Raw genomic sequence first — 22,849 nt, forward strand, 5'->3', positions numbered from 1 at the left:
CGCGCTATTCCCTCTCTTTTAATGTATTCAGCCAGTGAGTGAATTCCCGGTCAGCAACGAGAAGCATCTCATCGTAGAATCGCCTTTCATTGCCGACCTTATTGCCCGCACAAAGCACGATACCGGTGCGGTTTGGATCAAAGGCGAAAAATGCCCTCAAGGGATCGCCCTTACTCTGAATACGTAGCTCTTTCATGTTGCTGTGACGAGAGCCTTTAAGCGTATCAGCGTAGGGTCTCGATAAACCCGGCCCCTTCTCTCGCAAAACAAGCAGTGCTGCAAGTACGCTGGCGCGATCGGTATCCTCAAGCGAAGTGAACCAGCGATCAAACCTGTCCGTCGTGTTAATTGCCCACACAAGACCTCCCATCCAATATAGATCAAAAGCTATATACGTGCAAAGCTATAGCGATGATTATGCAGAGATGAAAAAGCAGAATCTTGTGGGGTTACGGAAATACTGAATGCGTGCCGGAATAATTCTATGTATCCCTTGTCGTATATTCATTTTGTTACGAGCAGCGTCGAAAAAAGTTCAGCAGCCCACCAACTGCCGCCAGGCCGCCACTTCCTCGTTCAGCCACGCGACAAAAAGAGCCACCTCGGGCTTCGTCTCCGTTGCCTGTGCTGTCACCAGCCAGTAAGGCCAGGGATACGGCGCGGTGATGGAGGTTAGCTGGACCAGCTCGCCCCGGGTGATGGCATCCTGAACCAGAGAGCGGCGCTCCAGCGCGACGCCTTTCCCGAGCCGAACGGCTTCGATAATGATATTGGAGTCGTTAATGCATAAACCGCCAGGCACGATCTCTTTCTCCAGCCCCGCTTTCACGCACCACGTTTTCCACGACTCCATGGAAAAAATAATATGACTCTTTGCAATCTCAGCCGGCGTAGCGGGCAGCACACCGTCGTTATAGCCGGGTGCGGCCACCACAATGAGTTCATCGGAAAAAAGGTAATGGCTTTCGCTCCCTTCCCAGTTTCCCTTCCCCATCCGTATCGCGATATCTATCCCCTCCTGCTGTAGGCTGGTGACCGTCAGGCTGGCCTGGATCCGAAGAGTGATAAGTGGATATTTCGCGCGAAAGCGTTCCAGACGCGGCAACAGCCAGTGGCATCCAAAAGACGGCACCATCGCCAGCGTCAACTCCTGCTTTCTCGGCTTCACCTGCACGAGCCGGGTGGCATCCGCAATATGGTTCAACGCCTCGCGTACCTGTAAGGCATAGAGCCGCCCTTCTTCGTTGATCTGCACCCCGCGTCCCTGACGGATAAAGAGCTTAACGCCCACCATCTCCTCCAGCACTTTGATCTGCTGGCTGATAGCGGAATGGGTAACGTGGAGTTCTTTTGCCGCCAGCGTCAAGCTGCCAAGACGGGCGACGGCTTCAAAGCTTCGCAAACTGGCAATGGGTGGAAAATCCGACATGAAAGCACTCCCTTATCCGCGCTGGATTTAAAACGGCAACTTGCCCACATGTCAGTAATACTAACCTTTACGGTAAGATACTGAAGATATTCGCCAGGAAGTTTGTATTGTACTGTCTGTTCATCCTCTTCAATGACGCGTTATTTCACAGAGACAGGAAAACGGGAACGATGATTAAGCTTGTTGGCATGATGGATTCACCTTATGTACGGCGCGTGGCGATCTCCCTTGAGCTTTATGGCGTTGAGTTTGAAAGCCAGCCGCTGTCGGTCTTTAGCACTTTCGAAGCGTTCTCCCGAATCAACCCCGCGGTAAAAGCGCCCACGCTGATTCTGGATAACGGAATACGTTTGATGGACTCGTCGCTGATACTGGATTATTTCGAGGCTCAGGCCACACCCGAACGGAGGCTCCTGCCCGTCGCGCCGGATGCGCTGGCAAACGATCTTCAGACGCTGGGCTTTATCCTCGCCGCCGCGGAGAAAGCCGTGCAAAATGTGTATGAACACCACCAGCGCCCGGTGGAAAAGCAGCACGCTTTATGGGTCGAACGCATTACAACCCAGCTGCTGGCGGCCTGCAGGGAATGGAATGCCTTGCTGAAGACGCGTCCGGCCTCCGCCGCTCCCGATCAGGTTGCCGTCACGAGCACGGTTGTCTGGACGTTTATTCAGTCGATGATCCCGCACGTCGTTAACGCAGCGGATTTTAGAGAGATTCAGGCGGTTGCCGAATCATTCGAATCACAGGCGGTCTTTAAAAAATATCCGTTCAACTAAGCGATGAGCCCGGTCAGCGCAGCGCTACCGGGCAAACCAGCGCCTAAATCTGATAATCAATCGCCACTTCTTCCGGTTCCATCACCTGGCGTTTAATCTCATCCACCGACAGCCCGGCGTTGCAGAGCTCGATAAAGCGCCACACGTAGTTGCGCTGCAGCTGCCCGCGCTTCAGGCCAAGCCATACGGTATTGGCGTCAAACAGATGACGCGTATCAAGACGCACCAGGTTCCCGTCCTCGCGTTCTCCACTGGACTGTTCCGCCACCAGACCAATGCCCAGACCCAGCTCGACGTAGGTTTTGATCACGTCAGAATCCTGCGCGCTCAGCACCACGTCCGGCGTTAGCCCTTTGCGGTTGAACGCCTCGTCTATGCGCGAACGTCCGGTGATCCCCTGGCGGTAGGTAATCAGCGGCCATTTCGCAACGTCTTCCAGCGTCAGAGGGGAAACCTGATTCAGCGGGTGATCGACCGGGAGTAATAAGCTGTGGTACCAGCGGAACCAGGGGAACGCCACCAGCAGCGGGTCGTTGCTCAGGCGTTCGCTGGCAATGCCGATATCCGCCCCACCGTTTTGCAGCAGCACTTCAATTTCCTGCGGCGTGCCCTGGATGAGCTCCAGACGGACGTCGGGGAAAAGTTCGCGGAACGCTTTAATCACCGGGGGCAGGCTGTAGCGCGCCTGGGTGTGGGTGGTGGCGATGGTGAGTACGCCCGAGGCGTCATTGGTAAAGAGATCCGCCAGACGGCGCACGTTGCTGGCCTCGTTGAGGATCCGCTCAGCGATGGTGAGCAAAGCCTTACCCGGCTCCGTCATGCCGAGCAGCCGCTTGCCGCGACGGATAAAGATCTCTATGCCCAGCTCCTCTTCCAGCTCGCGGATATGGCGGCTGACGCCGGACTGAGAGGTATAAAGCATATTGGCGACCTCGGTCAGGTTGTAGTCCCGCCTGGCCGCCTCACGGATAATTTTAAGTTGCTGGAAATTCACGATTCACTCCGGCGCATCTGACATAGCTCTATTGTTAGAGTCAGCCGCGCTGCAGAAAAAATAATAAAAACCAGCATCTTATGCTTTTATGGAATATCAGCTCACGAGCTGGAGTTCACGGTTCTCAAGCGACGGCTTGCTGACCAGCGACATCAAAATCTCTTTTACCGCCTGCGCCTGCGGCGACAGCGAACCGCGTGCAGACATATTCAGCGACAGCGGCAGGCTCATCGAAGGCGTGGTGATGCGCGCCATCCAGCCGTTTGCCGCGCTGCACAGCGAGCGTGCTGCGAATTCCGGCAGAACCGTCACGCCCATTCCGCTGGCAATGGCCGCGGTGAGCGTGGAGATTGAGTCAATTTCGCCGATGATTTTGGCCGTCAGGCGGCGCAGGGAGAACGCTTCATCCACGCGCACGCGCACGGCGCTGTAGTCGCGCGGCAGATAAAGGTTCATCTCTGCCACGGCGGTAAGGTCTACGCTCTGGCCCGGACAGTCGCGGGTCCCCACGAGGTAGAGATCTTCTTTCAGCAGCGGCTGGCTGGTGATGCCGGCGACCGGGGAGCGATCGTAAAGGACCGCCATATCCAGCTGGCCGTTGAGCAGTTTGTCATTCAGCACGGAGCCGCTGTTTTCATGCAGGTACACCAGCACCTCAGGCAGCTCGGCGCGAACGGCCTGCAGCAGCGGCATGGTAATAGAGGACGCGGCCGTTCCCGGCGCCAGGCCGATAGAAACGTGCCCGCTCAGGGTCTGGCCCACGTTATTCACCGCCAGCTGCGCCTGTTCACACTGGCGAAGGATGGTGCGCGCATGGGTATACAGGATCTTGCCTGCTTCCGTTGGCGTGACGCCGCGTTTGGTGCGGATCAACAGCTGCTGATCCATCTCGCCTTCCAGAGTAGCCACCTGCTGGCTCAGCGCAGGCTGCGCGATATGCAGCACTTCTGCCGCTTGAGTCAGGCTGCCGATATCGACGATTTTTACGAAGTATTTCAGTCGTCTTAAGTTCATTTTGCCCCCTGTTCGAAATGCTGTGCCGGAAACGGCTGTCGTTGTTGAACAGGTTTTGCAATATGAATGCCACTTTTACCAGGCGGTCTAAATTGTTCGCTAAGCGCCTGAAAATAAGGAAACCTAATTACAGAGGGGGGTTTTATTACCGAAACAGCAGTTTATGATCTGCCCCATTAGGGGTATACCCGCACCATGACGGTGCATTCCGCTGTCAAAAACATCACTTTGCCGATTTTGTCAGCAAACGATCAAAAGGCGTTGATCCACCCTTTGACAAGGCGAACGCAGGTCGATAATATGCGCCCCGTTCACACGATTCCTCTGTAGTTCAGTCGGTAGAACGGCGGACTGTTAATCCGTATGTCACTGGTTCGAGTCCAGTCAGAGGAGCCAAATTTAAAAAGCCTGCTTTTAAAGCAGGCTTTTTGCTTTTCTGCGCAAGGTAAATGCAAAACGGCAACCGGGTTGCCGTTTTTAGTGTTTGCACCCTCTCCCGTGGGAGAGGGCTGGGGTGAGGGCACCAGCCCGCACTTTCCCTTCACATGCCGATCTTAACCGGCATCCCCGACCGCCGTTCCAGCTCAGCGCCCGCGCCCTCGTTTATCAGCTGCGTTCGCTGCGCGGCTGAAATAGGCAGCGGCACTTTACTGGTCGATTCAAACTCCGCGCGGTTACGTGATAATGGCTCGTGAACTTCCACCCAGCGGCTGCCGTCCGGCTCGGTGGTGACTTTAACCGGCCTGTCGATCAGCTGCACGCGGGTGCCTACGGGAACATTATCGAAAAGATACTTGATGTCGTTATTACGCAGACGGATACAGCCCTGGCTCACCCGCAGCCCGATGCCGAAATTCGAGTTTGTGCCGTGAATGGCATACAGCCTGCCGATATAAATCGCATACAGCCCCATCGGGTTATCCGGCCCGGCGGGCACGAATGCCGGCAGCGTTTTCCCTTCTGCCGCATAGGCGCGACGCGTATTCGGCGTCGGAGACCAGGTTGGCCCCTCCTGCTTACGCTCAACGGCCGTCACCCAGTTACGCGGGGTTTCGCGCCCGGCCTGACCGATGCCGATGGGCAGCACTTCAACGGTGTTACCGCCAGGTGGGTAATAGTAAAGGCGCATTTCTGCCGCGTTAACGATAATGCCCTCGCGGACGGTGTCAGGCAAAATCAGCTGCTGAGGTATCACCAGCCGGGTGCCGGATTTGGGCAAAAAAGGATCCACGCCCGGGTTTGCTTCCAGCATATTGCTTAGCCCCTGCCCGTACCGCGCGGCAAAGGCTTCCAGAGGCAGCGTGTTGCCTTCGGGAACGGTGATGATAATCGGGTTTCCCACCAGACGACTGCCTTCCGGCGGAAGCGTATAGGTTACGGCAAACGCACCGGGTACAGCGGCACACAGCGTAAGGACGAACCAGGTAAGTCGAATCATAGTTTCCTGTGCTCAAAAAAGAGAAAGCCTGGTCTCAGGCAGGCTTTCTCAGTTTACGCTATTACGCCTCGGTTTTGCGCCACCTGCGCGTCAGCACTTTCTCCGCCTCGACAATAAGGAACATCACAAAACCAATCAGGAAGGTGATGACCCAGTAGCGGAACGGCAGCGCTTCGGTGCCAAACAGCATCTGCATGAACGGTGCGTAAATGATAAGAAGCTGTAACGCCAGCAGTAAGCCGCTCACGATCCAAATCCCTTTGTTCGCCAGCAGGCCTTTGCTCAGCGAGAAGCCGTCATTAACGCGGCAGTTGAGCATGTAGAACCACTGCGCAGTGACCAGGGTTTGCAGCAGCACGGTGCGGATAAATTCCGCCGAATAACCGCGCGGCTGAAGCCAGGCTTCCAGCACGAAGGCGCTAATGGCAATCATCAGACCGACAAACACGACGCGCCAGATGGCATAGCGGTCCATTACATGAAGATTAGCCTTTCGCGGTGGCCGGTTCATGATGTCCTTCTCACCCGCTTCAAACGCCAGGCCAAACGACAGCGTTGCCGACGTCGCCATGTTCATCCACAGAATCAGGACCGGCGTCAGCGGGATCAGGTTCCCCGCCAGCAGCGCGATGATGATCAGCAGAGCCTGCGCGATGTTGCTGGGGATAACGAACAGAATGGTCTTTTTCAGGTTGTCGTAAACCCGGCGTCCCTCGTGCACCGCGCTGGCAATGGTGGCAAAGTTGTCATCCGTTAGCACCATGTCGGCGGCTTCCTTGGTCACTTCCGTTCCCTTAATCCCCATGGCGATACCCACATCCGCCCGCTTGAGCGCGGGGGCATCATTTACGCCATCCCCGGTCATGCCCACGACTTCCTGCTTACTTTGCAGAGCCTGCACAAGGCGGAATTTATCCTCCGGGCTGGTTCGGGCGAAAATATCGTACTGCTGCGCGGCGTCGCTCAGCTGACGATCGTCCATCGCTTCCAGCTCACGTCCGGTGATAGCGCTTGCGGCGTTACCAATCCCCAACATTTGCCCAATGCTCATTGCCGTTTGCGGGTGGTCGCCGGTGATCATTTTCACGCGGATCCCGGCCTGCAGACAGTCGGCAATGGCGGTAATGGCCTCTGGACGCGGCGGGTCCATCATCCCTGCAATACCCAGCAGGATCACGCCATCATGCAGGTCCGGGTGATCCAGCTCGCGTTGTCCCTCGCGGGCAGGTTTCCAGGCCGCGGCCACCATGCGCAAACCTTCCCGGGCATACTCTTCAATCTTCCCTTCCCAGTAAGGCTGATCGAACGGCTGCAGTCCGTCATTCGTCTGCTGATACTGGCAGAGGCGGAACAGGACGTCCGGCGCGCCGGTGATTAAAATCACCTCTTCATCGCCCAGCCGGTACAGCGTGGACATGTATTTATACTGTGAATCAAACGGGATTTTGCTGCGCATTTCGGTGTCGAGCGGTGGGAGCGGGATTTTCGCCGCCAGCACCTTAAGCGCGCCCTCGGTTGGACCCCCGGTGATTTTCCACAGCCCCTGCTCGTCTTTGATTAGCTGGCTGTCATTGCAGAGGTCAATGGTGCGCAGGTAGCGTTCCAGCAGGGAACCCTGCGTCACGCTGACGGGCGTCGGGTCATCTACGGGGTGAATATTCCCCACCGGTTCGTAGCTGTCGCCCTCTACGCGATAGGTCGTGTCAGCGGTAATCACCGCTTTGACCGTCATTTCATTCATCGTCAGGGTGCCGGTTTTATCCGAGCAGATGACCGTCATCGCCCCCAGCGTTTCAACCGTAGGCAGCTTGCGAATAATGGCCTTGCGACGCGCCATGGCCTGTACGCCAAGCGAAAGGATGATGGAAATAATGGCCGGCAGGCCTTCCGGCACGGCGGCAACGGCGAGGCTGATAAGCGACAGCACCAGTTCAGAAACCGGCATATCCCGGAACAGGAGGCTAAAGACAAACAGCGCCACCATCATCACCAGGATAGTGATGAAGATGGTCTTACCGAGCTTATCCATCTGCACCATCAGCGGCGTGCGGTGCTTTTCAATGTCGGACATCATCTGATTGATGTGGCCCAGCTCGGTCTCGCCCCCGGTTGCCACCACCACGCCTTTACCGCCGCCGGAGCTGACGGTAGTGCCTGAGTAGAGCAGATTATACCGGTCACCTAAAGGCAGTTCCCCGCTTAACGCATCGCTGTTTTTCTCAACAACGGTGGATTCGCCGGTCAGGATGGCCTCCTCCACGCGCAGCTTATGCGCTTCAACCACGCGCAGGTCCGCAGGGATACGATCCCCGGCGCGGATCACCACGATATCTCCCGGGACCAGCGCCGTGGTGGGGATCGTTTCGTGATTCCCCTGTCGTACCACCACGGCTTCGCTGGAGAGCATATTGCGAATGCTCTGCAGCGATTTTTCAGCATTGCTCTCCTGGATATGGCCAATCAGCGCGTTAATGATGGCAACCCCAAGGATCACAAACATGTCTACCCAGTGGCCCATAAAGAGCTTAAGCAACGCGGCCACCAGCAGAACGTAAATCAATACGTCGTTAAAATGCGCCAGGAAGCGTAGCCAGGCGGGTTTACCCTTTTTTTGCGGTAACGCATTCTCACCGTGCTGCTGAAGTCGGGCTGATGCCTCTGTGCCGCTAAGGCCTTCCAGGGTGGAGTGGATATTCGACAGGGTTTCGTCAACGGTTTGTTGATAATACGGTGATGCTGCCAACTTACTGATTTAGTGTATGATGGTGTTTTTGAGGTGCTCCAGTGGCTTCTGTTTCTATCAGCTGTCCCTCCTGTTCAGCTACTGACGGGGTGGTGCGTAACGGTAAAAGTACTGCCGGACATCAGCGCTATCTCTGCTCTCACTGCCGTAAAACATGGCAGTTACAGTTCACATACACCGCCTCTCAACCCGGTACGCACCAGAAAATCATTGATATGGCCATGAATGGCGTTGGATGCCGGGCAACCGCCCGCATTATGGGCGTTGGCCTCAACACGATTTTACGTCACTTAAAAAACTCAGGCCGCAGTCGGTAACCTCGCGCATACAGCCGGGCAGTGACGTCATCGTCTGCGCGGAAATGGACGAACAGTGGGGCTACGTCGGGGCTAAATCGCGCCAGCGCTGGCTGTTTTACGCGTATGACAGGCTCCGGAAGACGGTTGTTGCGCACGTATTCGGTGAACGCACTATGGCGACGCTGGGGCGTCTTATGAGCCTGCTGTCACCCTTTGACGTGGTGATATGGATGACGGATGGCTGGCCGCTGTATGAATCCCGCCTGAAGGGAAAGCTGCACGTAATCAGCAAGCGATATACGCAGCGAATTGAGCGGCATAACCTGAATCTGAGGCAGCACCTGGCACGGCTGGGACGGAAGTCGCTGTCGTTCTCAAAATCGGTGGAGCTGCATGATAAAGTCATCGGGCATTATCTGAACATAAAACACTATCAATAATTTGGAGTCATTACCCGTTTCCCCACTGATAATGGTTATTTAACATTTATCTTTTCGCCGACTATGCTCATAGTCAGCCACCGCTTCCGGCTCATGGAGGAATGTATGTATGGTTTAAGCCTGATCCGCCTGGGTATGTTTATTGCACTTGCCATTATCGCCAGCACGGCGATTGGTTTATTTACCTATATGGTCGTCACTGTTCTGGCAGAATAGTGTCACCCCCTGTCCAGGTTATGGAATAAATAAAACAGTTATTTATTAGGGGAATACAGTGAACCGCTACCTCTCTCTTTTACCGTTCGTTTTGTTAACGCTCACGGCGTGCGATCCAAAACCGAAGCAAGCTTCCCCCCTTCCCAGGATGGTAAAAGTGGCGGAGGTGACGGTTCCAGGTCACGCCCAGCAGCGCGTTTTTCCCGCCCGCATTGAATCGGGCGATGCCACAGACCTTTCCTTTAAGCGCGCAGGTCAAATTGAAGCGCTCGATGTGCGTCAGGGTGCAGCCATCAAACAGGGGCAACAGCTTGCCAGACTGAACGCCCGTGAAGCCCAGCAGCGGGTTAACGACAGGCAAACGGCGGCGACGCTGGCCCAGAGGCAGTTCGACCGCTTCCAGACGCTGGCAGGCCGCCAGGCGATTTCGAAAGCGGAAATGGACGTGCAGCGCGCGAACCGCGATTCGGCGAATGCGGCGCTGCAGATTGCCCGAGAAGAGCTAAATCAGATGACGCTCGTTGCCCCCTTCAGCGGGACGGCGGCCAGCGTGCACGTGCGAAACCATCAGGTAGTGTCCCCCGGCCAGCCCATCGCGACGTTAACCCGCACCGACCTGCTGGACGTGGTGTTCAGCATCCCTGAAAACCTGTTTAAGACCTTTGATATTCGCAACGCGCAATATCGCCCCGTGGTGAGAATTAACGCCATGCCGGATCGGGAATTTACCGCCGTCTACAAAGAGCATTCGGGCAGCAGCGACAGCAATACCCTGACCTGGCAGGTGATACTCACCATGCCGCGGCCAGATGATTTTCCCGCCGTCGGTGGCGTAAGCGGTACGGTGACCATCAATTTAACCAACCTCCCGGCGGGCGCGGACGCTCAGGCGCTGGTCGTACCGGTTGAGGCAGTCTTTAACCCGAACAACAGCCCGCGCAACGAGCCGCACGTCTGGGTCGTAACGGGCGAAGGCGATGCGCTGCATCTGGAAGACCGCAAGGTCAGCGTGGGGCAAGTGAGCACCGAAGGCGTGGTGATTACCAGCGGGCTTAAGGCGGGCGAACGCGTGGTGGCCGCGGGCGTTGGTGAGCTCCATGCTAACCAGCCGGTGCGTATCTGGACGCGTGAACGGGGACTGTAATGGATATCTCTCGTCAATTTATCAATAACCCTGTTCGCGTCTGGCTAACGATCCTGCTGCTGGGCATCGGGGGTATTTTCGCCCTGTTGAATATCGGCAGGCTGGAAGATCCCGCTTTTACCATCAAAACCGCAGTGGTGGTCACCCACTACCCCGGCGCATCCGCTCAGCAGGTGGAAGAAGAGGTGACGCTTCCGCTGGAGAATGCCCTTCAGCAGCTGCCTTATCTGGACAACGTGAGCTCCATCTCTTCAAACGGTCTGTCGCAAATCACCGTTAACATCGCTTCTCGCTATCACTCGAACGAGCTGCCGCAGATTTGGGATGAACTGCGCCGCCGCGTGGGCGATGCCTCGCGTCAGTTCCCGCCCGGCGTCGTCACGCCCTTTGTGAATGACGATTTCGGCGACGTGTTCGGCTTCTTCTTCGCCATTTCCGGAGATGAATTCAGTAATCCTGAACTGGTGCGATATGCGGAGCAGCTGCGCCGGGAGTTGATTCTGATCCCCGGCGTCGCGAAGGTCGCCATCGGCGGGGCCATTAGCCAACAGGTCAATATCGATATCTCCCTGACCAAAATGGCCGCGCGCGGCATTACGCTGAACCAGCTTTCCGCCCTGCTCAGCAGACTTAACGTCGTTTCCAGCGCCGGAGAAATCACCTCCGGCACCGAATCCATTCGCCTGCACCCGACCGGTGAGTTCGAGAATCTTGATGAACTGGCGGATATCATCATCACGCCTTCCGGCACCGGGGCGGCGACGCGTCTGCGGGATATCGCCACGCTGTCGCGCGGGCTGAACGAATCGCCGGCCAGTATCTACCATGCCAACGGCAAAAAAGCCGTTACCATGGGCGTCTCGTTTATTCCCGGCGTGAACGTTATCGACGTGGGCCACGCGCTGGAGGCGAAGCTAAACCAGATGTCGGCGGAAAAACCGGCAGGCATACAGATAGACCTGTTTTACGATCAGGCAGCCGAAGTGGGCCACTCCGTTAACGGTTTTATTATTAACTTTCTGATGGCGCTGGCGATTGTCATCGGCGTGCTGCTGGTCTTTATGGGCGTACGCAGCGGGATCATCATTGCGTTTTCTCTCGCGCTTAACGTGCTCGGCACGCTGCTGATTATGTATCTGTGGGGCATTGAGCTGCAGCGCATCTCGCTCGGGGCGCTGATTATCGCTCTCAGCATGCTGGTGGATAACGCCATCGTGATTGTCGAAGGGGTGTTGATTGCCCGACAGCAGGGCTCCCCGCTGCAAACCGCCGTGAACTACATCATCCGCCGCTCCGCCCTGCCGCTGCTGGGGGCGACGGTGATTGCCATCCTGGCGTTTGCCCCTATCGGGCTGTCGCAGGATTCCACCGGGGAATACTGTAAATCCCTGTTCCAGGTGCTGCTGATTTCCCTGATGCTGAGCTGGTTCTCGGCGCTCACCCTCACCCCGGTGCTGATTAAGTGGTGGTTGTTTAAAAACGACAGCGCGCCCGATAAAACCGACGAGTCAGATCCTTACGACAAACGCCTCTACCGCGCCTACCAGCGCCTGCTTAACACGCTGCTGCACCATAAGGCACCGACGCTCATTGTGATGGCTGCGCTGCTGGCAGCGTCTGTCTTGGGCTTCGGCGCCGTACGGCAAAACTTTTTCCCGTCGTCTAATACGCCGATTTTCTTTGTCGACCTGTGGTTACCCTACGGTACGGATATCAAGTGGACTGAGAAAATGACCAGCGATATTGAAAAGACGATCAATGGCCAGCCTGGCGTGGAGACCACCGTCTCAACCATTGGTCAGGGAAGTATGCGCTTTATTCTGACCTACAGCGGACAGCGCCAGTACGGCAACTATGCCCAAATCATGGTAAGAATGGATGACCAGCGTAACATTTCTGCCCTGACGCGCCACGTGGACGAGTACATCGCGCGAAACTATCCGCAGGTCAACGCCAGCACCAAACGCGTCATGTTTGGCCCCTCCGGCGACAGCGCCATTGAGGTGCGCATTAAAGGCCCCGAGCCTGACCGGCTGCGTCTGATAGCCAGCCAGGTGGACGATATCCTCACGCGCGACCCGGCCACGGGCAGCGTCAGGAACGACTGGCAAAACCGCAGCAAGGTGATCCGCCCACAGTACGTTGCCGCCCTGGGCCGCGAGCTTGGCGTAGATAAGCAGGACGTTGATAACGCGCTGGAGATGAACTTCTCCGGCAGCCGGGCGGGGCTGTACCGGGAAGGCAGCGACCTGCTCCCGGTCGTGGTGCGCCCGCCTGAGAGCGAACGGCTGGACGCCAATCACCTGAACAACGTGCTGGTGTGGAGCCAGACGCGGCAGCAGTATATCCCGCTGAGTAACGTCGTCAGCCGCTTCTCGCTGGAGTGGGAAGATCCGCTCATCCTTCGACGCGACCGCTCGCGGGTGCTGACGGTGCAGACCGATCCCGATCCGCTGAGCCAGCAAACCTCCGGGGACATTCTCGCCCGGGTGAAGCCGCAAGTGGATGCCCTTCCCCTGCCACACGGCTACAGCATCGAGTGGGGGGGCGACGTGGAAAACTCCAGCGAAGCGCAGCAAGGGCTATTCACTACGCTACCTCTCGGGTATCTGGTGATGTTTGTTATTACGGTGCTGATGTTCAGCTCGGTGAAAAATGCGGTCGCCATCTGGCTGACCGTACCGCTGGCGCTGATTGGCGTGACGCCGGGATTTTTACTTACCGGCATTCCCTTTGGCTTTATGGCGCTGATTGGTCTGCTGAGCCTGAGCGGCATGCTGATCCGCAACGGCATCGTGCTGGTGGAAGAGATCGAACAGCAAAAAACGCAAAAGGATCAGCACGAGGCGATCGTGTACGCCGCGACCTCGCGCCTGCGCCCCATCCTGCTCACCGCCTTCACGACCGTACTTGGCCTGGCTCCGCTGCTGCTGGACGTTTTCTTCCAGAGCATGGCCGTTGTGATTATGTTTGGACTGGGGTTTGCTACAATCCTGACGCTGCTGGTACTCCCCGTTATCTATGCGTGTTTCCATCGTAAGGACGAAGCCAAACCACAATGAATGCGACAGGGCTGAACATTATCAAGACGCTGGGCTGTATGACGGCGGTGACCTTCTTTACCATCTACAACACCTGGGATCATTATGATTACGACTATCACTGGATCCTGGGATTTTTGACCTTTATCTCGACGATTGCCACACCGCTGTTTTTTGTCGTTGCGGGCTATCTCGACGGACAATCCCGACACGGCACCCGCTGGCAGCTGGGTAAAATTAAAAGTCTGGTGATTGTTTTTCTGTTCTGGATAACGATCTACTACCTGTGGGAGCCCTATCAGCGCGGGTATTTAATCCAGCCCTGGTTCGTGTTCGCCTTTGTGGTGATTTACACCTTCCACCCGGCAGTGGAATGGCTCAGCCAGCGGCGATCGCTGTTCTGCGGCGCGATTGCCGCCCTGCTGCTCTTTTCCTACGGATACGATCTGCTATCGGCGCTCTATCCTGAAACGCACGCCCTTTCTCTTTCACCGCAGTATCGGCTGTGGACGTGGCTGCTGTTTTATCTGACGGGGCAACTTTTCTGCGACCCGAAAGTCGCCGAGTGGATTAGCCGCAAAAATGTGGTCAGGGCGGCGGTTGTCGCCATCCCGTTTATCTACCTCTTCACCTGGTTTTACGAGCGCCACTTCTTCTTCGCGCTGTTCAAGGCGGACAGAAACGCCTTTATTCTTACCGGCTCGCAGATCTACATCCTGATTATTGCCCTGGTGATTGCGGCGAACGGCGTGCGCTTTCGCCGCAACGCTGAATTTAAGGAGTCCATTCTGGCCGCCATCAGCAAAACGATGACAGGCGTGTACATTGTGCACTACTCGGTATTTCATCTGCTGACGGCGCTGATACCGGTGACCTCGCTCGGTATGAAGCTGGCGCTGATTGTGCTCACTTTCATTACCTCTGTTCTCTTCTCCATGCTGGTATTGTCTAACGCCGTGGCAAAAAAGGTGATCACCCTTTAAAAGCCTAAGCGCAGCCAGGCAAAGAGCACGTTGCCGTTGTTATAGGTTCCTGGAATATAGGTGAACTGAACGGTAACGCGCTTATACCCCGCCGAAAACAGCGGGAAGATGAACGGTAGCGGGACATAGTTTGCAAAATCATCTCGCGCCGTGATGCCCGCCGCGGCGCCGAGCCCAAGGCGGAAATCTTTGGCATTATCCAGATACCAGCCCTTCTCCCAGCCATAGCCCATCGCGGGCTGCCATTCGTTGTGCGAGTCCTTGAACATCATCGCGAACAGCGCGCTCCAGTTGCCCTCTTCGTTATAGCGGGAAACGCCCAGCCCGCCGCCCCACGGCATTTCATTGTAATTGTCCGTTTTTTCTTTGTCGTACATAAAGCGAGCGTGCCAGCTCAGGAACGGCAGGTACAGGTCGTAACGTTGAGGCTCTTCCCAGGTCTGTGAGATATCATCCGTCAGCGCATTCCACCAGCCGCTGATGCGTTGCTCACCGTAGACGTTGGGCTCCGCGTTAAGCGGTGCGACGAATAAAAACAGGACCATCCAGAATGCCGAAAAGGTGCGTTGCATCGTTATTCCCTCAGCTTAGGCCACGCAGCGGTATCTATAACTGTAATCCATTCAGCACTAACCGGAGCCAAACAGACTGATTTATATCGAGGTAGGGGAAGATGAAATTTATTTATTCAGCGCCTTCCGGAAAGATAAAAACGTTTTCTCAGGCGTTTTGTCGCGGTAGTCTCATAGGTTCCGTTGATACGACGGCTGCTTTGTGAGTGACCTTTTCTTATACCAATAATTAAAAATCAGTATGGACAGGACAACTATGGACTCCACCCTCATCTCCGATCGTCCCAACGAGGAGGCACCTTCGCTCAATCGTGCCCGCCGCGCAGCCTTAGGCAGCTTCGCGGGTGCCGTCGTCGACTGGTATGATTTTCTGCTTTACGGCATCACTGCCGCCCTGGTGTTTAACCGCGAGTTTTTTCCTCAGGTCAGCCCTGCGATGGGTACGCTCGCCGCATTTGCCACCTTCGGCGTCGGCTTTCTGTTTCGCCCGCTGGGCGGGGTGATATTCGGCCACTTCGGCGACCGTCTTGGCCGCAAGCGCATGCTGATGCTCACCGTCTGGATGATGGGGATCGCCACCGCGCTTATCGGTATTCTCCCCTCGTTTGCCTCCATCGGCTGGTGGGCGCCGGTACTGCTGGTCACCCTGCGCGCCATCCAGGGCTTCGCCGTCGGCGGCGAATGGGGCGGCGCGGCGCTGCTGTCCGTTGAGAGCGCGCCGAAGCACCGGAAAGCGTTTTACAGCAGCGGCGTACAGGTCGGGTACGGCGTAGGCCTGCTGCTTTCTACCGGGCTGGTATCGCTAATCAGCCAGCTTACTACCGACGAACAGTTCCTGAGCTGGGGCTGGCGCATTCCGTTCATCTTCAGCATCGTGCTGGTCATCGCCGCACTGTGGATCCGTAACGGGATGGAGGAGTCGGCTGAGTTTGAAAAACAACAGCTGGAAAAACCGCTCGCCAAAAAGCGCCTGCCTGTGATGGAAGCGCTGGTTCAGCACCCTGGCGCTTTTCTGAAAATTATCGCCCTGCGCCTGTGCGAGCTGCTGACGATGTATATCGTCACCGCGTTTGCCCTGAACTATTCGACGCAGAACCTCGGTCTCCCCCGCGAGCTGTTCCTGAATATTGGCCTGCTGGTCGGCGGGATCAGCTGCCTGACAATCCCCTGCTTCGCGTGGCTGGCGGACCGGTTTGGCCGCCGCCGCGTTTACATCACCGGGGCGCTGATTGGCACCCTCAGCGCCTGGCCGTTCTTTATGGCGCTCGAGGCGCAGTCGATCTTCTGGATTGTCTTCTTCGCCATCATGCTCGCCAACATCGCTCACGATATGGTGGTGTGCGTACAGCAGCCGATGTTCACCGAGCTGTTCGGCGCAAGCTACCGCTACAGCGGCGCGGGCGTGGGCTATCAGGTGGCAAGCGTGGTCGGCGGCGGATTTACGCCGTTTATTGCCGCCGCGCTGGTGACCTTCTCCGGCGGCAACTGGCACAGCGTGGCGATTTATCTGCTGGCCGGCTGCCTGCTGTCGGCAGCGACGGCGCTGCTTATGAAAGAGACGAGCCACAGCTGATCTCCCTTTTGTTTCACGGGCGTGTGACATACTATCGGGTAGAGTCGCACACCTGTGGAACAAGGAGACAGAGATGAATAATAAGGGCTCCAGCCTGACCCCGGCTCAGGCGCTGGAAAAACTCGACGCGCTGTACGAACAGTCCGTCAACGCGCTGCGCGGCGCCATCAGCGAATATATCGAAACAGGGAAACTTCCCGACCAAAAGGCCAGAATCGAGGGCCTTTTTGTTTATCCATCGCTCTCTGTGACCTGGGACGGCAGCGCCAGCAGTAATCCCAAAACCCGCGCCTACGCGCGCTTTACCCACTCCGGCTGCTACAGCACCACCGTCACCCGCCCTGCGCTGTTCCGCCCGTATCTTGAAGAACAACTCACGCTGCTGTACCAGGACTACGGCGCGCACATTGCCGTTGAGCCCTCGCAGCATGAGATCCCGTATCCCTACGTGATTGACGGCTCGGCGCTGACGCTGGATCGCTCCATGAGCGCGGGGCTGACCCGCCACTTCCCGACGACAGAACTTTCACAGATTGGCGATGAGACGGCCGACGGGATTTATCACCCGGCAGAATTTTCTCCCCTGTCGCATTTTGATGCCCGCCGGGTCGATTTCTCCCTTGCGCGCCTGCGCCACTACACCGGTACGCCAGTCGAACATTTCCAGCCGTTCGTGCTCTTTACCAACTACACCCGTTACGTTGACGAGTTTGTCCGCTGGGGCTGCAGCCAGATCCTCGACCCGGAAAGCCCGTACATCGCGCTGTCCTGCGCGGGCGGGATCTGGATCACCGCGGAGACCGAAGCGCCCGAGCAGGCCATTTCCGACCTGGCGTGGAAAAAGCACCAGATGCCCGCCTGGCACCTGATCACCGCCGACGGTCAGGGCATCACCCTAATCAACATCGGCGTGGGCCCGTCAAATGCCAAGACCATCTGCGACCATCTGGCGGTCCTGCGCCCGGACGTGTGGCTGATGATTGGCCACTGCGGCGGCCTGCGCGAAAGCCAGCTGATTGGCGACTACGTGCTGGCACACGCCTATCTGCGCGATGACCACGTGCTTGATGCGGTCCTGCCGCCGGACATCCCAATCCCGAGCATCGCCGAAGTACAGCGCGCGCTGTATGACGCTACCAAAGAGGTCAGCGGCATGCCGGGTGAAGAGGTTAAACAGCGCCTGCGCACCGGCACGGTCGTCACAACGGATGACCGCAACTGGGAGCTGCGCTACTCCGCCTCCGCGCTGCGGTTCAACCTGAGCCGCGCGGTGGCGATCGATATGGAGAGCGCCACCATCGCCGCCCAGGGATATCGCTTCCGCGTTCCTTACGGCACGCTGCTGTGCGTCTCCGATAAGCCGCTGCACGGCGAAATTAAGCTTCCGGGCCAGGCCAACCGTTTCTACGAAGGGGCTATCTCAGAGCATCTGCAGATTGGTATTCGTGCGATTGATTTACTTCGCGCGGAGGGCGACAAGCTGCATTCGCGCAAGCTGCGCACCTTCAACGAGCCGCCGTTCCGCTAATAACAAGGATAAACCATGCACACCACATCACCGCTCTCTGCCCTGCGCCACTGGCTTGAGGCCAGTCAACTCGACGGGATGATCGTCCCGCGCGCGGATGCCTGGCAGAGCGAATACTGCGCGCCCTACGACGAAAAGCTGGCCTGGCTGACGGGCTTTGACGGCTCGGCCGGCGTGGCGCTGGTGTTGAAAAACAAAGCGCTGCTGTTCGTCGACGGGCGCTATCAGGTTCAGGCACGCGTTCAGGTCAATATGGATGAGGTTGAGATCCACCACCTGCACAACGAACCGCTGGCAGAATGGCTGGCAGAAAACGTTGCGGCCGGAACGCGCATCGGTTTTGACGCGCTGCTGATGACCAACTCGGAGTTTGAGCAACTGTCTGCCACGCCGTGCGAGCTGGTGCCTCTGAAGGCCTCGCCATTTGATACGCTATGGACCGATCGCCCTGCCGCGCCGGCGGGGCTTATCCGTGAAATGCCGGTTGAACACAGCGGCGAACGCAGCGCGGACAAACGCCAGCGCGTCGCCGCCGTGCTGGCCGCAAACAATGCGGATTATCTCGCCGTTACCCTGCCGGATAACATCGCCTGGCTGCTAAACGTGCGCGGTGCGGATATTCCCTACAGCCCGGTACCGCTCTCCTTTGCCCTTCTCGGTCGTGACGGTCACGTTGAGTGGTTTGTTAACGACAATAAGCTCAGCGCCCTGCCTGACAATGTGCGCAATGCGTTCACCATTGCGCCGCAGGATACCTTTATTGAACGCTGCCAGCAGATTGCTAAAGGCAAACGGGTGATGATTGATGCCGATTCCGCGCCGGTTGCCCTGCGCTTCGCCATCGAACCATGGGGAGAAATTGTCTGGCGGACCGACCCCATCACCCTGATGAAAGCGACTAAAAACCCGGTCGAGCTGGCAGGCTATCGCGAGTGCCATCACCAGGACGGGGCCGCGTGGGTCAACTTCCTCGCCTGGCTGAGCCGTGAAGTACCGCTGCGCGAGGCGGCTGGGCAACCGCTCACCGAGCTGGACGCACAGGCGCAGCAGCTTGCGTTCCGTCAACAGCAGCCGGGGTTCATCGAGCAGAGTTTTGAAACCATCTCCGCCTCTTCGAGCAATGCGGCGATGTGCCACTACCATTCGAGCGAGGCCAGCAATAAGCCTATCGGGCATGACCATTTTTACCTGAACGATTCCGGCGGCCAGTATGCTAACGGCACCACCGACGCCACCCGCACGCTGGCGTGGGGGAAAGTCGATCCGCAGCAGCGCCTGCACTACACTGCCGTGCTGAGAGGCTTCCTGTCGCTCATTACCCTGCAGTTCCCTTCCGGGACTCAGGGGCATCAGCTGGATGCGTTTGCGCGTCGCCCGCTGTGGGAGATGGGGCTGGATTACGATCACGGTACGGGACACGGCGTGGGGCACCAGCTGCTGATCCATGAGAACCCGCATCGCATCGCCAAAAAGGTCAACCCGTGGCCGCTGGTGGCGGGCAATATCATGACTATCGAGCCGGGCTACTATCTGGGCGATAGCCACGGTATTCGTATTGAAAACCAGGTGGAGATTGTGGAGAGCCGTCCGGGGTTCTGCAAATTTGCCTCGCTGACGCTGATCCCGATCGACTTAAGTCAGGTTGAGCTGCATCTGCTGAGCGAGCAGGAAAAGCAGTGGCTGGATGCGTATCACCGGCAGGTACGCGAGGCGCTTTCACCTCTGGTGAATAGCGATGCGCGTCCGTGGCTGGTTGAGGCGACGGCACCGATTAGTGTGTAATTTCGTGCGGTCTGGTGCCCTCACCCCAACCCTCTCCCACGGGAGAGGGTGCACACACTAAAAACGGCAACAAGGTTGCCGTTTTGCATTTACCTTGCGCAGAAAAGCAAAAAGCCTGCTTTAAAAGCAGGCTTTTTAAATTTGGCTCCTCTGACTGGACTCGAACCAGTGACATACGGATTAACAGTCCGCCGTTCTACCGACTGAACTACAGAGGAATCGTGTGAACGGGGCGCATATTATCGATGCTCCCCCATGATGTCAAAGGCAGAATGCACATTTCCGATCGTTTGCCGAATTATTCTCCACTTCGCGCAATTGTCAGGCATTTTTCCGCGGATATTTCCACAGCCAGCGCCCGCTGACCATCCGCCAGTAGAACAGCGCGCCCCGCACGGCCCAGTCGAGGAACATCCCCAGCCAGACGCCGACCACACCCCATCCGAGCATCACCCCGAGCGTATACCCCGCGACAACGCGACATCCCCACATGCCGAGCATCGATACCCACATCGCAAAGCGGGCATCGCGCGCGCCTTTCAGCCCGGCGGGCAATACCCATGAGGCCGCCCAGATGGGCATGAAGGCCGCGTTGAGCCAGATGAGGATCTTAACGACCTCTTTAACGTCGTCTTCGTGGGTATAGAACGAGGCCATCAGCCCGGCAAACGGCGCGGTTCCCCAGGCAATCAGCGTCAGCCCAATGGTCGACAGCCAGAACACGTGCCGCAGCTGCCGCTCCGCCTGGCCTATCTGCCCTTTCCCGAGCCGTTTACCTGTAATAATGGTCGAAGCCGAACCCAGCGCGTTACCCGGCAGGTTAATCAGCGAGGCAATAGAGAAGGCGATAAAGTTACCGGCGATAACGTCGGTGCCCATCCCGGCGACAAACATCTGCGTGAGCAGCTTCCCGCCGTTGAACAACACCGATTCAATGCTCGCGGGAATGCCGATCCCCATCACTTCCCAGATAATGGCGAAATTAAAGGGACGGAAATAGCTTTTCAGCGTCAGACGCAGCGAGGGGGTGATCCCCGCCATCAGCACCCCAATGATGGCTACCGCACCGATATAGCGTGAAATGGTTAACCCCAGTCCGGCACCAACGAACCCCAGCCCCTCCCACGAGAACACGCCGTAGATCAGCACGCTGCTGATAATGATATTCAGGATATTCATCCCGCCATTGATCAGCAGCGGAATTTTGGTGTTGCCCGCCCCGCGCAGCGCGCCGCTGCCAATCAGCGCAATGGCAGCCGCCGGATAGCTTAAGACGGTCATCTCCAGATAGGTCAGCGCCAGGTCTTTAACCTCGTTCGTGGCCTCCCCGGCGACAAAGTCGATAATCTCTTTACCGAAATAGTGGATCACCGCCGCCAGAACGATCGAAAAAATGGTCATGATCATCAGCGACTGGCGTGCCGCCTCGCGTGCACGTTTGGGATCAAGCTTGCCGAGGCTAAAAGCCACCACCACCGTCGTCCCGAGATCTATGGCGGCAAAGAACGAGATCACCACCATGTTAAAGCTGTCCGCCAGCCCAACCCCTGCCATCGCCTCTTTCCCCAGCCAGCTCACCAGGAAGGTGCTCAGGACCCCCATCAGCAGAACGCAGGTATTTTCCAGGAAGATAGGCACGGCAAGAGGGGTGATTTCACGCCAGAACAGGACACGATAGCTTTTACGTTTTGCATACCACGGCGTGCGCGTTATCGCCTGGCGTAAGGAGGCAGTGACGTTCAAAATGGACCTTAGCGAGAAAAGTTGAAACTCCATTTCAAATGATGGGGGACAAATGCTAATCCTGCAAAGTATTTTCCAGAAAAAGATGTGTGGATTTACAACAAACTGACGACAGAATCAGCAATCGGTCGATTTTCCCTAAGATCAGGTTTGACAAAACTTTTTTCGCCGCTAAGATAAGCCTCCACAACGATTCCTCTGTAGTTCAGTCGGTAGAACGGCGGACTGTTAATCCGTATGTCACTGGTTCGAGTCCAGTCAGAGGAGCCAAATTTAAAAAGCCTGCTTTTAAAGCAGGCTTTTTGCTTTGCGGATGAGGGAAAATGAACGCTCTGTTTGTCTACGGCACGCTGCGCCCGGGCCACTCTAATGCGCATATTCTTGAAGACATCGGCGGCGAATGGCTGGCCGGTTCCGTATCCGGCACGTTTTACGAACGCGGCTGGGGCGCAGCGGCGGACTTCCCGGGAATTGTGCTCCACCCTGACGGACCCCGCGTCGAAGGCTATCTGTTTATCTCGGATAACCTTGCCGCACACTGGCAAATGCTGGACGAATTTGAAGACGGCTACGATCGGGTTGAGGTCACGGTGACCACCCTTGAAGGCAAGCAGGTTAAGGCCTGGATTTATCAGCTACAGCCGCGTTCTGAATCATAAAAAAGGCTCTCTGTCACCAGAGAGCCTTTTTCACTATTCGCTGCGATTACTCGCTTTTTGCTTCGCCGTTTTTGATTTCGCCCATCACTTTCAGCTTTTTAGAGATGTCACGACGCTCTTTGGACAGCTCAGCGTTTTTGATGATGTAGTCATCAACGCGGTCTTCATAGTCGCTCTTCATGCTGGCGATGATGCCCTGAATAGCTTCAACGCTCATACCTGGCTTGATGTAGTCGCTCAGGTTGTCGAGCAGCAGAACACGTTTCTGGTTGTCACGGATCTTCTTCTCAACGTCCTGGATTTCACGCTGCAGCTTGTTTTTGCGGCGGAACAGGCGGACGAATTCCAGAACATCCTGGAACGAAGGCTTGGTAGTTTCCATTTTTACACCCCTGATAATGTGAGATTCGGATTCGTTAAGGCAACCGTTGTAACAATAACCTTACTGACAGCGGCTGCGAATGACAATGAG

The 22,849-nt window shown here is 56.8% G+C and carries 18 protein-coding genes and 3 tRNA genes; 11 read left to right on the forward strand and 10 right to left on the reverse strand.

The genetic code is table 11. The annotated features are described in order from the left end of the window. Positions 1-4: 4 nt before the first annotated feature. Entirely contained in the window at positions 5-358 is a 354-nt protein-coding gene (locus ACJ69_RS10300; RefSeq protein ID WP_029741461.1) for a type II toxin-antitoxin system RelE/ParE family toxin, read from the reverse strand. A 177-nt stretch (positions 359-535) separates the two neighbouring features. Then, on the reverse strand, positions 536-1,429 hold the full coding sequence (locus ACJ69_RS10305; RefSeq protein WP_059347000.1) for a LysR substrate-binding domain-containing protein: 894 nt from the start codon (positions 1,427-1,429) through the stop codon (positions 536-538). 170 nt (positions 1,430-1,599) lie between these two features. Between ACJ69_RS10305 and ACJ69_RS10310 the strand changes: the two genes are divergently transcribed. Further along, entirely contained in the window at positions 1,600-2,208 is a 609-nt protein-coding gene (locus tag ACJ69_RS10310; protein WP_081051431.1) for a glutathione S-transferase family protein, read from the forward strand. Between the two features lie 43 nt (positions 2,209-2,251). On the opposite strand, the gene cbl is transcribed toward ACJ69_RS10310, so the two are convergent. Then, the gene (cbl, locus tag ACJ69_RS10315) at positions 2,252-3,202 is read right to left on the reverse strand and encodes an HTH-type transcriptional regulator Cbl (protein ID WP_023336219.1); all 951 of its coding nucleotides are present in this window, start codon (positions 3,200-3,202) and stop codon (positions 2,252-2,254) included. Positions 3,203-3,298: 96 nt separating this feature from the next. Continuing rightward, the gene (nac, locus tag ACJ69_RS10320; RefSeq protein ID WP_054830244.1) at positions 3,299-4,216 is read right to left on the reverse strand and encodes a nitrogen assimilation transcriptional regulator NAC; all 918 of its coding nucleotides are present in this window, start codon (positions 4,214-4,216) and stop codon (positions 3,299-3,301) included. 320 nt (positions 4,217-4,536) lie between these two features. Here nac and ACJ69_RS10325 point away from each other — a divergent pair. Then, positions 4,537-4,612, forward strand: a tRNA-Asn gene (locus ACJ69_RS10325). A 145-nt stretch (positions 4,613-4,757) separates the two neighbouring features. Here ACJ69_RS10325 and ldtA read toward each other — a convergent pair. Both ldtA and ACJ69_RS10335 read right to left on the reverse strand, forming a co-directional pair. Beyond that, a complete protein-coding gene (gene ldtA, locus ACJ69_RS10330; protein WP_059347001.1) occupies positions 4,758-5,654 on the reverse strand; it encodes a L,D-transpeptidase in 897 nt (298 codons plus the stop codon). Positions 5,655-5,715: 61 nt separating this feature from the next. After that, positions 5,716-8,397 (reverse strand): cation-transporting P-type ATPase, encoded by a 2,682-nt coding sequence (locus ACJ69_RS10335; RefSeq protein WP_232248323.1) that lies wholly within the window; start codon positions 8,395-8,397, stop codon positions 5,716-5,718. A 41-nt stretch (positions 8,398-8,438) separates the two neighbouring features. Between ACJ69_RS10335 and ACJ69_RS10340 the strand changes: the two genes are divergently transcribed. The 4 genes from ACJ69_RS10340 (at position 8,439) to ACJ69_RS10355 (ending at position 14,520) form a co-directional block, all read left to right on the forward strand. Next, positions 8,439-9,136 (forward strand): IS1-like element IS1A family transposase gene (locus ACJ69_RS10340; RefSeq protein WP_103215986.1). Its coding sequence is split into 2 segments (ribosomal slippage): positions 8,439-8,688 and positions 8,688-9,136, totalling 699 coding nucleotides; the frame shifts between segments, so codons are not numbered across the junction. A 274-nt stretch (positions 9,137-9,410) separates the two neighbouring features. Next, on the forward strand, positions 9,411-10,496 hold the full coding sequence (locus ACJ69_RS10345; protein WP_047647378.1) for an efflux RND transporter periplasmic adaptor subunit: 1,086 nt from the start codon (positions 9,411-9,413) through the stop codon (positions 10,494-10,496). Then, positions 10,496-13,558 (forward strand): efflux RND transporter permease subunit, encoded by a 3,063-nt coding sequence (locus tag ACJ69_RS10350; RefSeq protein WP_059347003.1) that lies wholly within the window; start codon positions 10,496-10,498, stop codon positions 13,556-13,558. Before ACJ69_RS10345 ends, ACJ69_RS10350 begins: the two co-directional genes overlap by 1 nt. Next, entirely contained in the window at positions 13,555-14,520 is a 966-nt protein-coding gene (locus ACJ69_RS10355) for an acyltransferase (RefSeq protein ID WP_047647375.1), read from the forward strand. Before ACJ69_RS10350 ends, ACJ69_RS10355 begins: the two co-directional genes overlap by 4 nt. On the opposite strand, the gene pagP is transcribed toward ACJ69_RS10355, so the two are convergent. Continuing rightward, entirely contained in the window at positions 14,517-15,092 is a 576-nt protein-coding gene (pagP, locus tag ACJ69_RS10360) for a lipid IV(A) palmitoyltransferase PagP (protein ID WP_059347004.1), read from the reverse strand. The two genes, ACJ69_RS10355 and pagP, sit on opposite strands and share 4 nt — an antisense overlap. Positions 15,093-15,348: 256 nt before the next feature. On the opposite strand from pagP, the gene shiA reads away from it, so the two are divergent. From shiA to ACJ69_RS10375, 3 genes are all read left to right on the forward strand, one after another. After that, positions 15,349-16,665, forward strand: coding sequence for a shikimate transporter (gene shiA / locus ACJ69_RS10365; protein WP_059347005.1), 1,317 nt, complete (start codon positions 15,349-15,351; stop codon positions 16,663-16,665). Positions 16,666-16,738: 73 nt separating this feature from the next. After that, on the forward strand, positions 16,739-18,193 hold the full coding sequence (locus ACJ69_RS10370; RefSeq protein ID WP_047647370.1) for an AMP nucleosidase: 1,455 nt from the start codon (positions 16,739-16,741) through the stop codon (positions 18,191-18,193). A 15-nt stretch (positions 18,194-18,208) separates the two neighbouring features. Further along, positions 18,209-19,975 carry an aminopeptidase P family protein gene (locus tag ACJ69_RS10375; protein WP_059347006.1) on the forward strand — a complete coding sequence of 589 codons (1,767 nt, stop codon included), beginning with the start codon at positions 18,209-18,211 and terminating at the stop codon, positions 19,973-19,975. A 142-nt stretch (positions 19,976-20,117) separates the two neighbouring features. Here ACJ69_RS10375 and ACJ69_RS10380 read toward each other — a convergent pair. Further along, a tRNA-Asn gene (locus ACJ69_RS10380) sits at positions 20,118-20,193 on the reverse strand. Positions 20,194-20,296: 103 nt separating this feature from the next. Continuing rightward, on the reverse strand, positions 20,297-21,751 hold the full coding sequence (gene emmdR / locus ACJ69_RS10385; RefSeq protein WP_121931991.1) for a multidrug efflux MATE transporter EmmdR: 1,455 nt from the start codon (positions 21,749-21,751) through the stop codon (positions 20,297-20,299). Positions 21,752-21,912: 161 nt separating this feature from the next. On the opposite strand from emmdR, the gene ACJ69_RS10390 reads away from it, so the two are divergent. Next, positions 21,913-21,988 (forward strand) — tRNA-Asn (locus tag ACJ69_RS10390). Between the two features lie 53 nt (positions 21,989-22,041). Continuing rightward, complete coding sequence (locus tag ACJ69_RS10395; RefSeq protein ID WP_054830036.1) at positions 22,042-22,377, forward strand: gamma-glutamylcyclotransferase family protein; 336 nt, start codon at positions 22,042-22,044, stop codon at positions 22,375-22,377. Between the two features lie 46 nt (positions 22,378-22,423). Here ACJ69_RS10395 and ACJ69_RS10400 read toward each other — a convergent pair whose 3' ends face one another. Further along, positions 22,424-22,759 carry a DUF496 family protein gene (locus ACJ69_RS10400; RefSeq protein ID WP_008499467.1) on the reverse strand — a complete coding sequence of 112 codons (336 nt, stop codon included), beginning with the start codon at positions 22,757-22,759 and terminating at the stop codon, positions 22,424-22,426. Positions 22,760-22,849: the final 90 nt, after the last annotated feature.

The sequence above is a fragment of the Enterobacter asburiae genome (genome assembly GCF_001521715.1).
GTDB classification, from domain to species: Bacteria; Pseudomonadota; Gammaproteobacteria; order Enterobacterales; family Enterobacteriaceae; genus Enterobacter; species Enterobacter asburiae.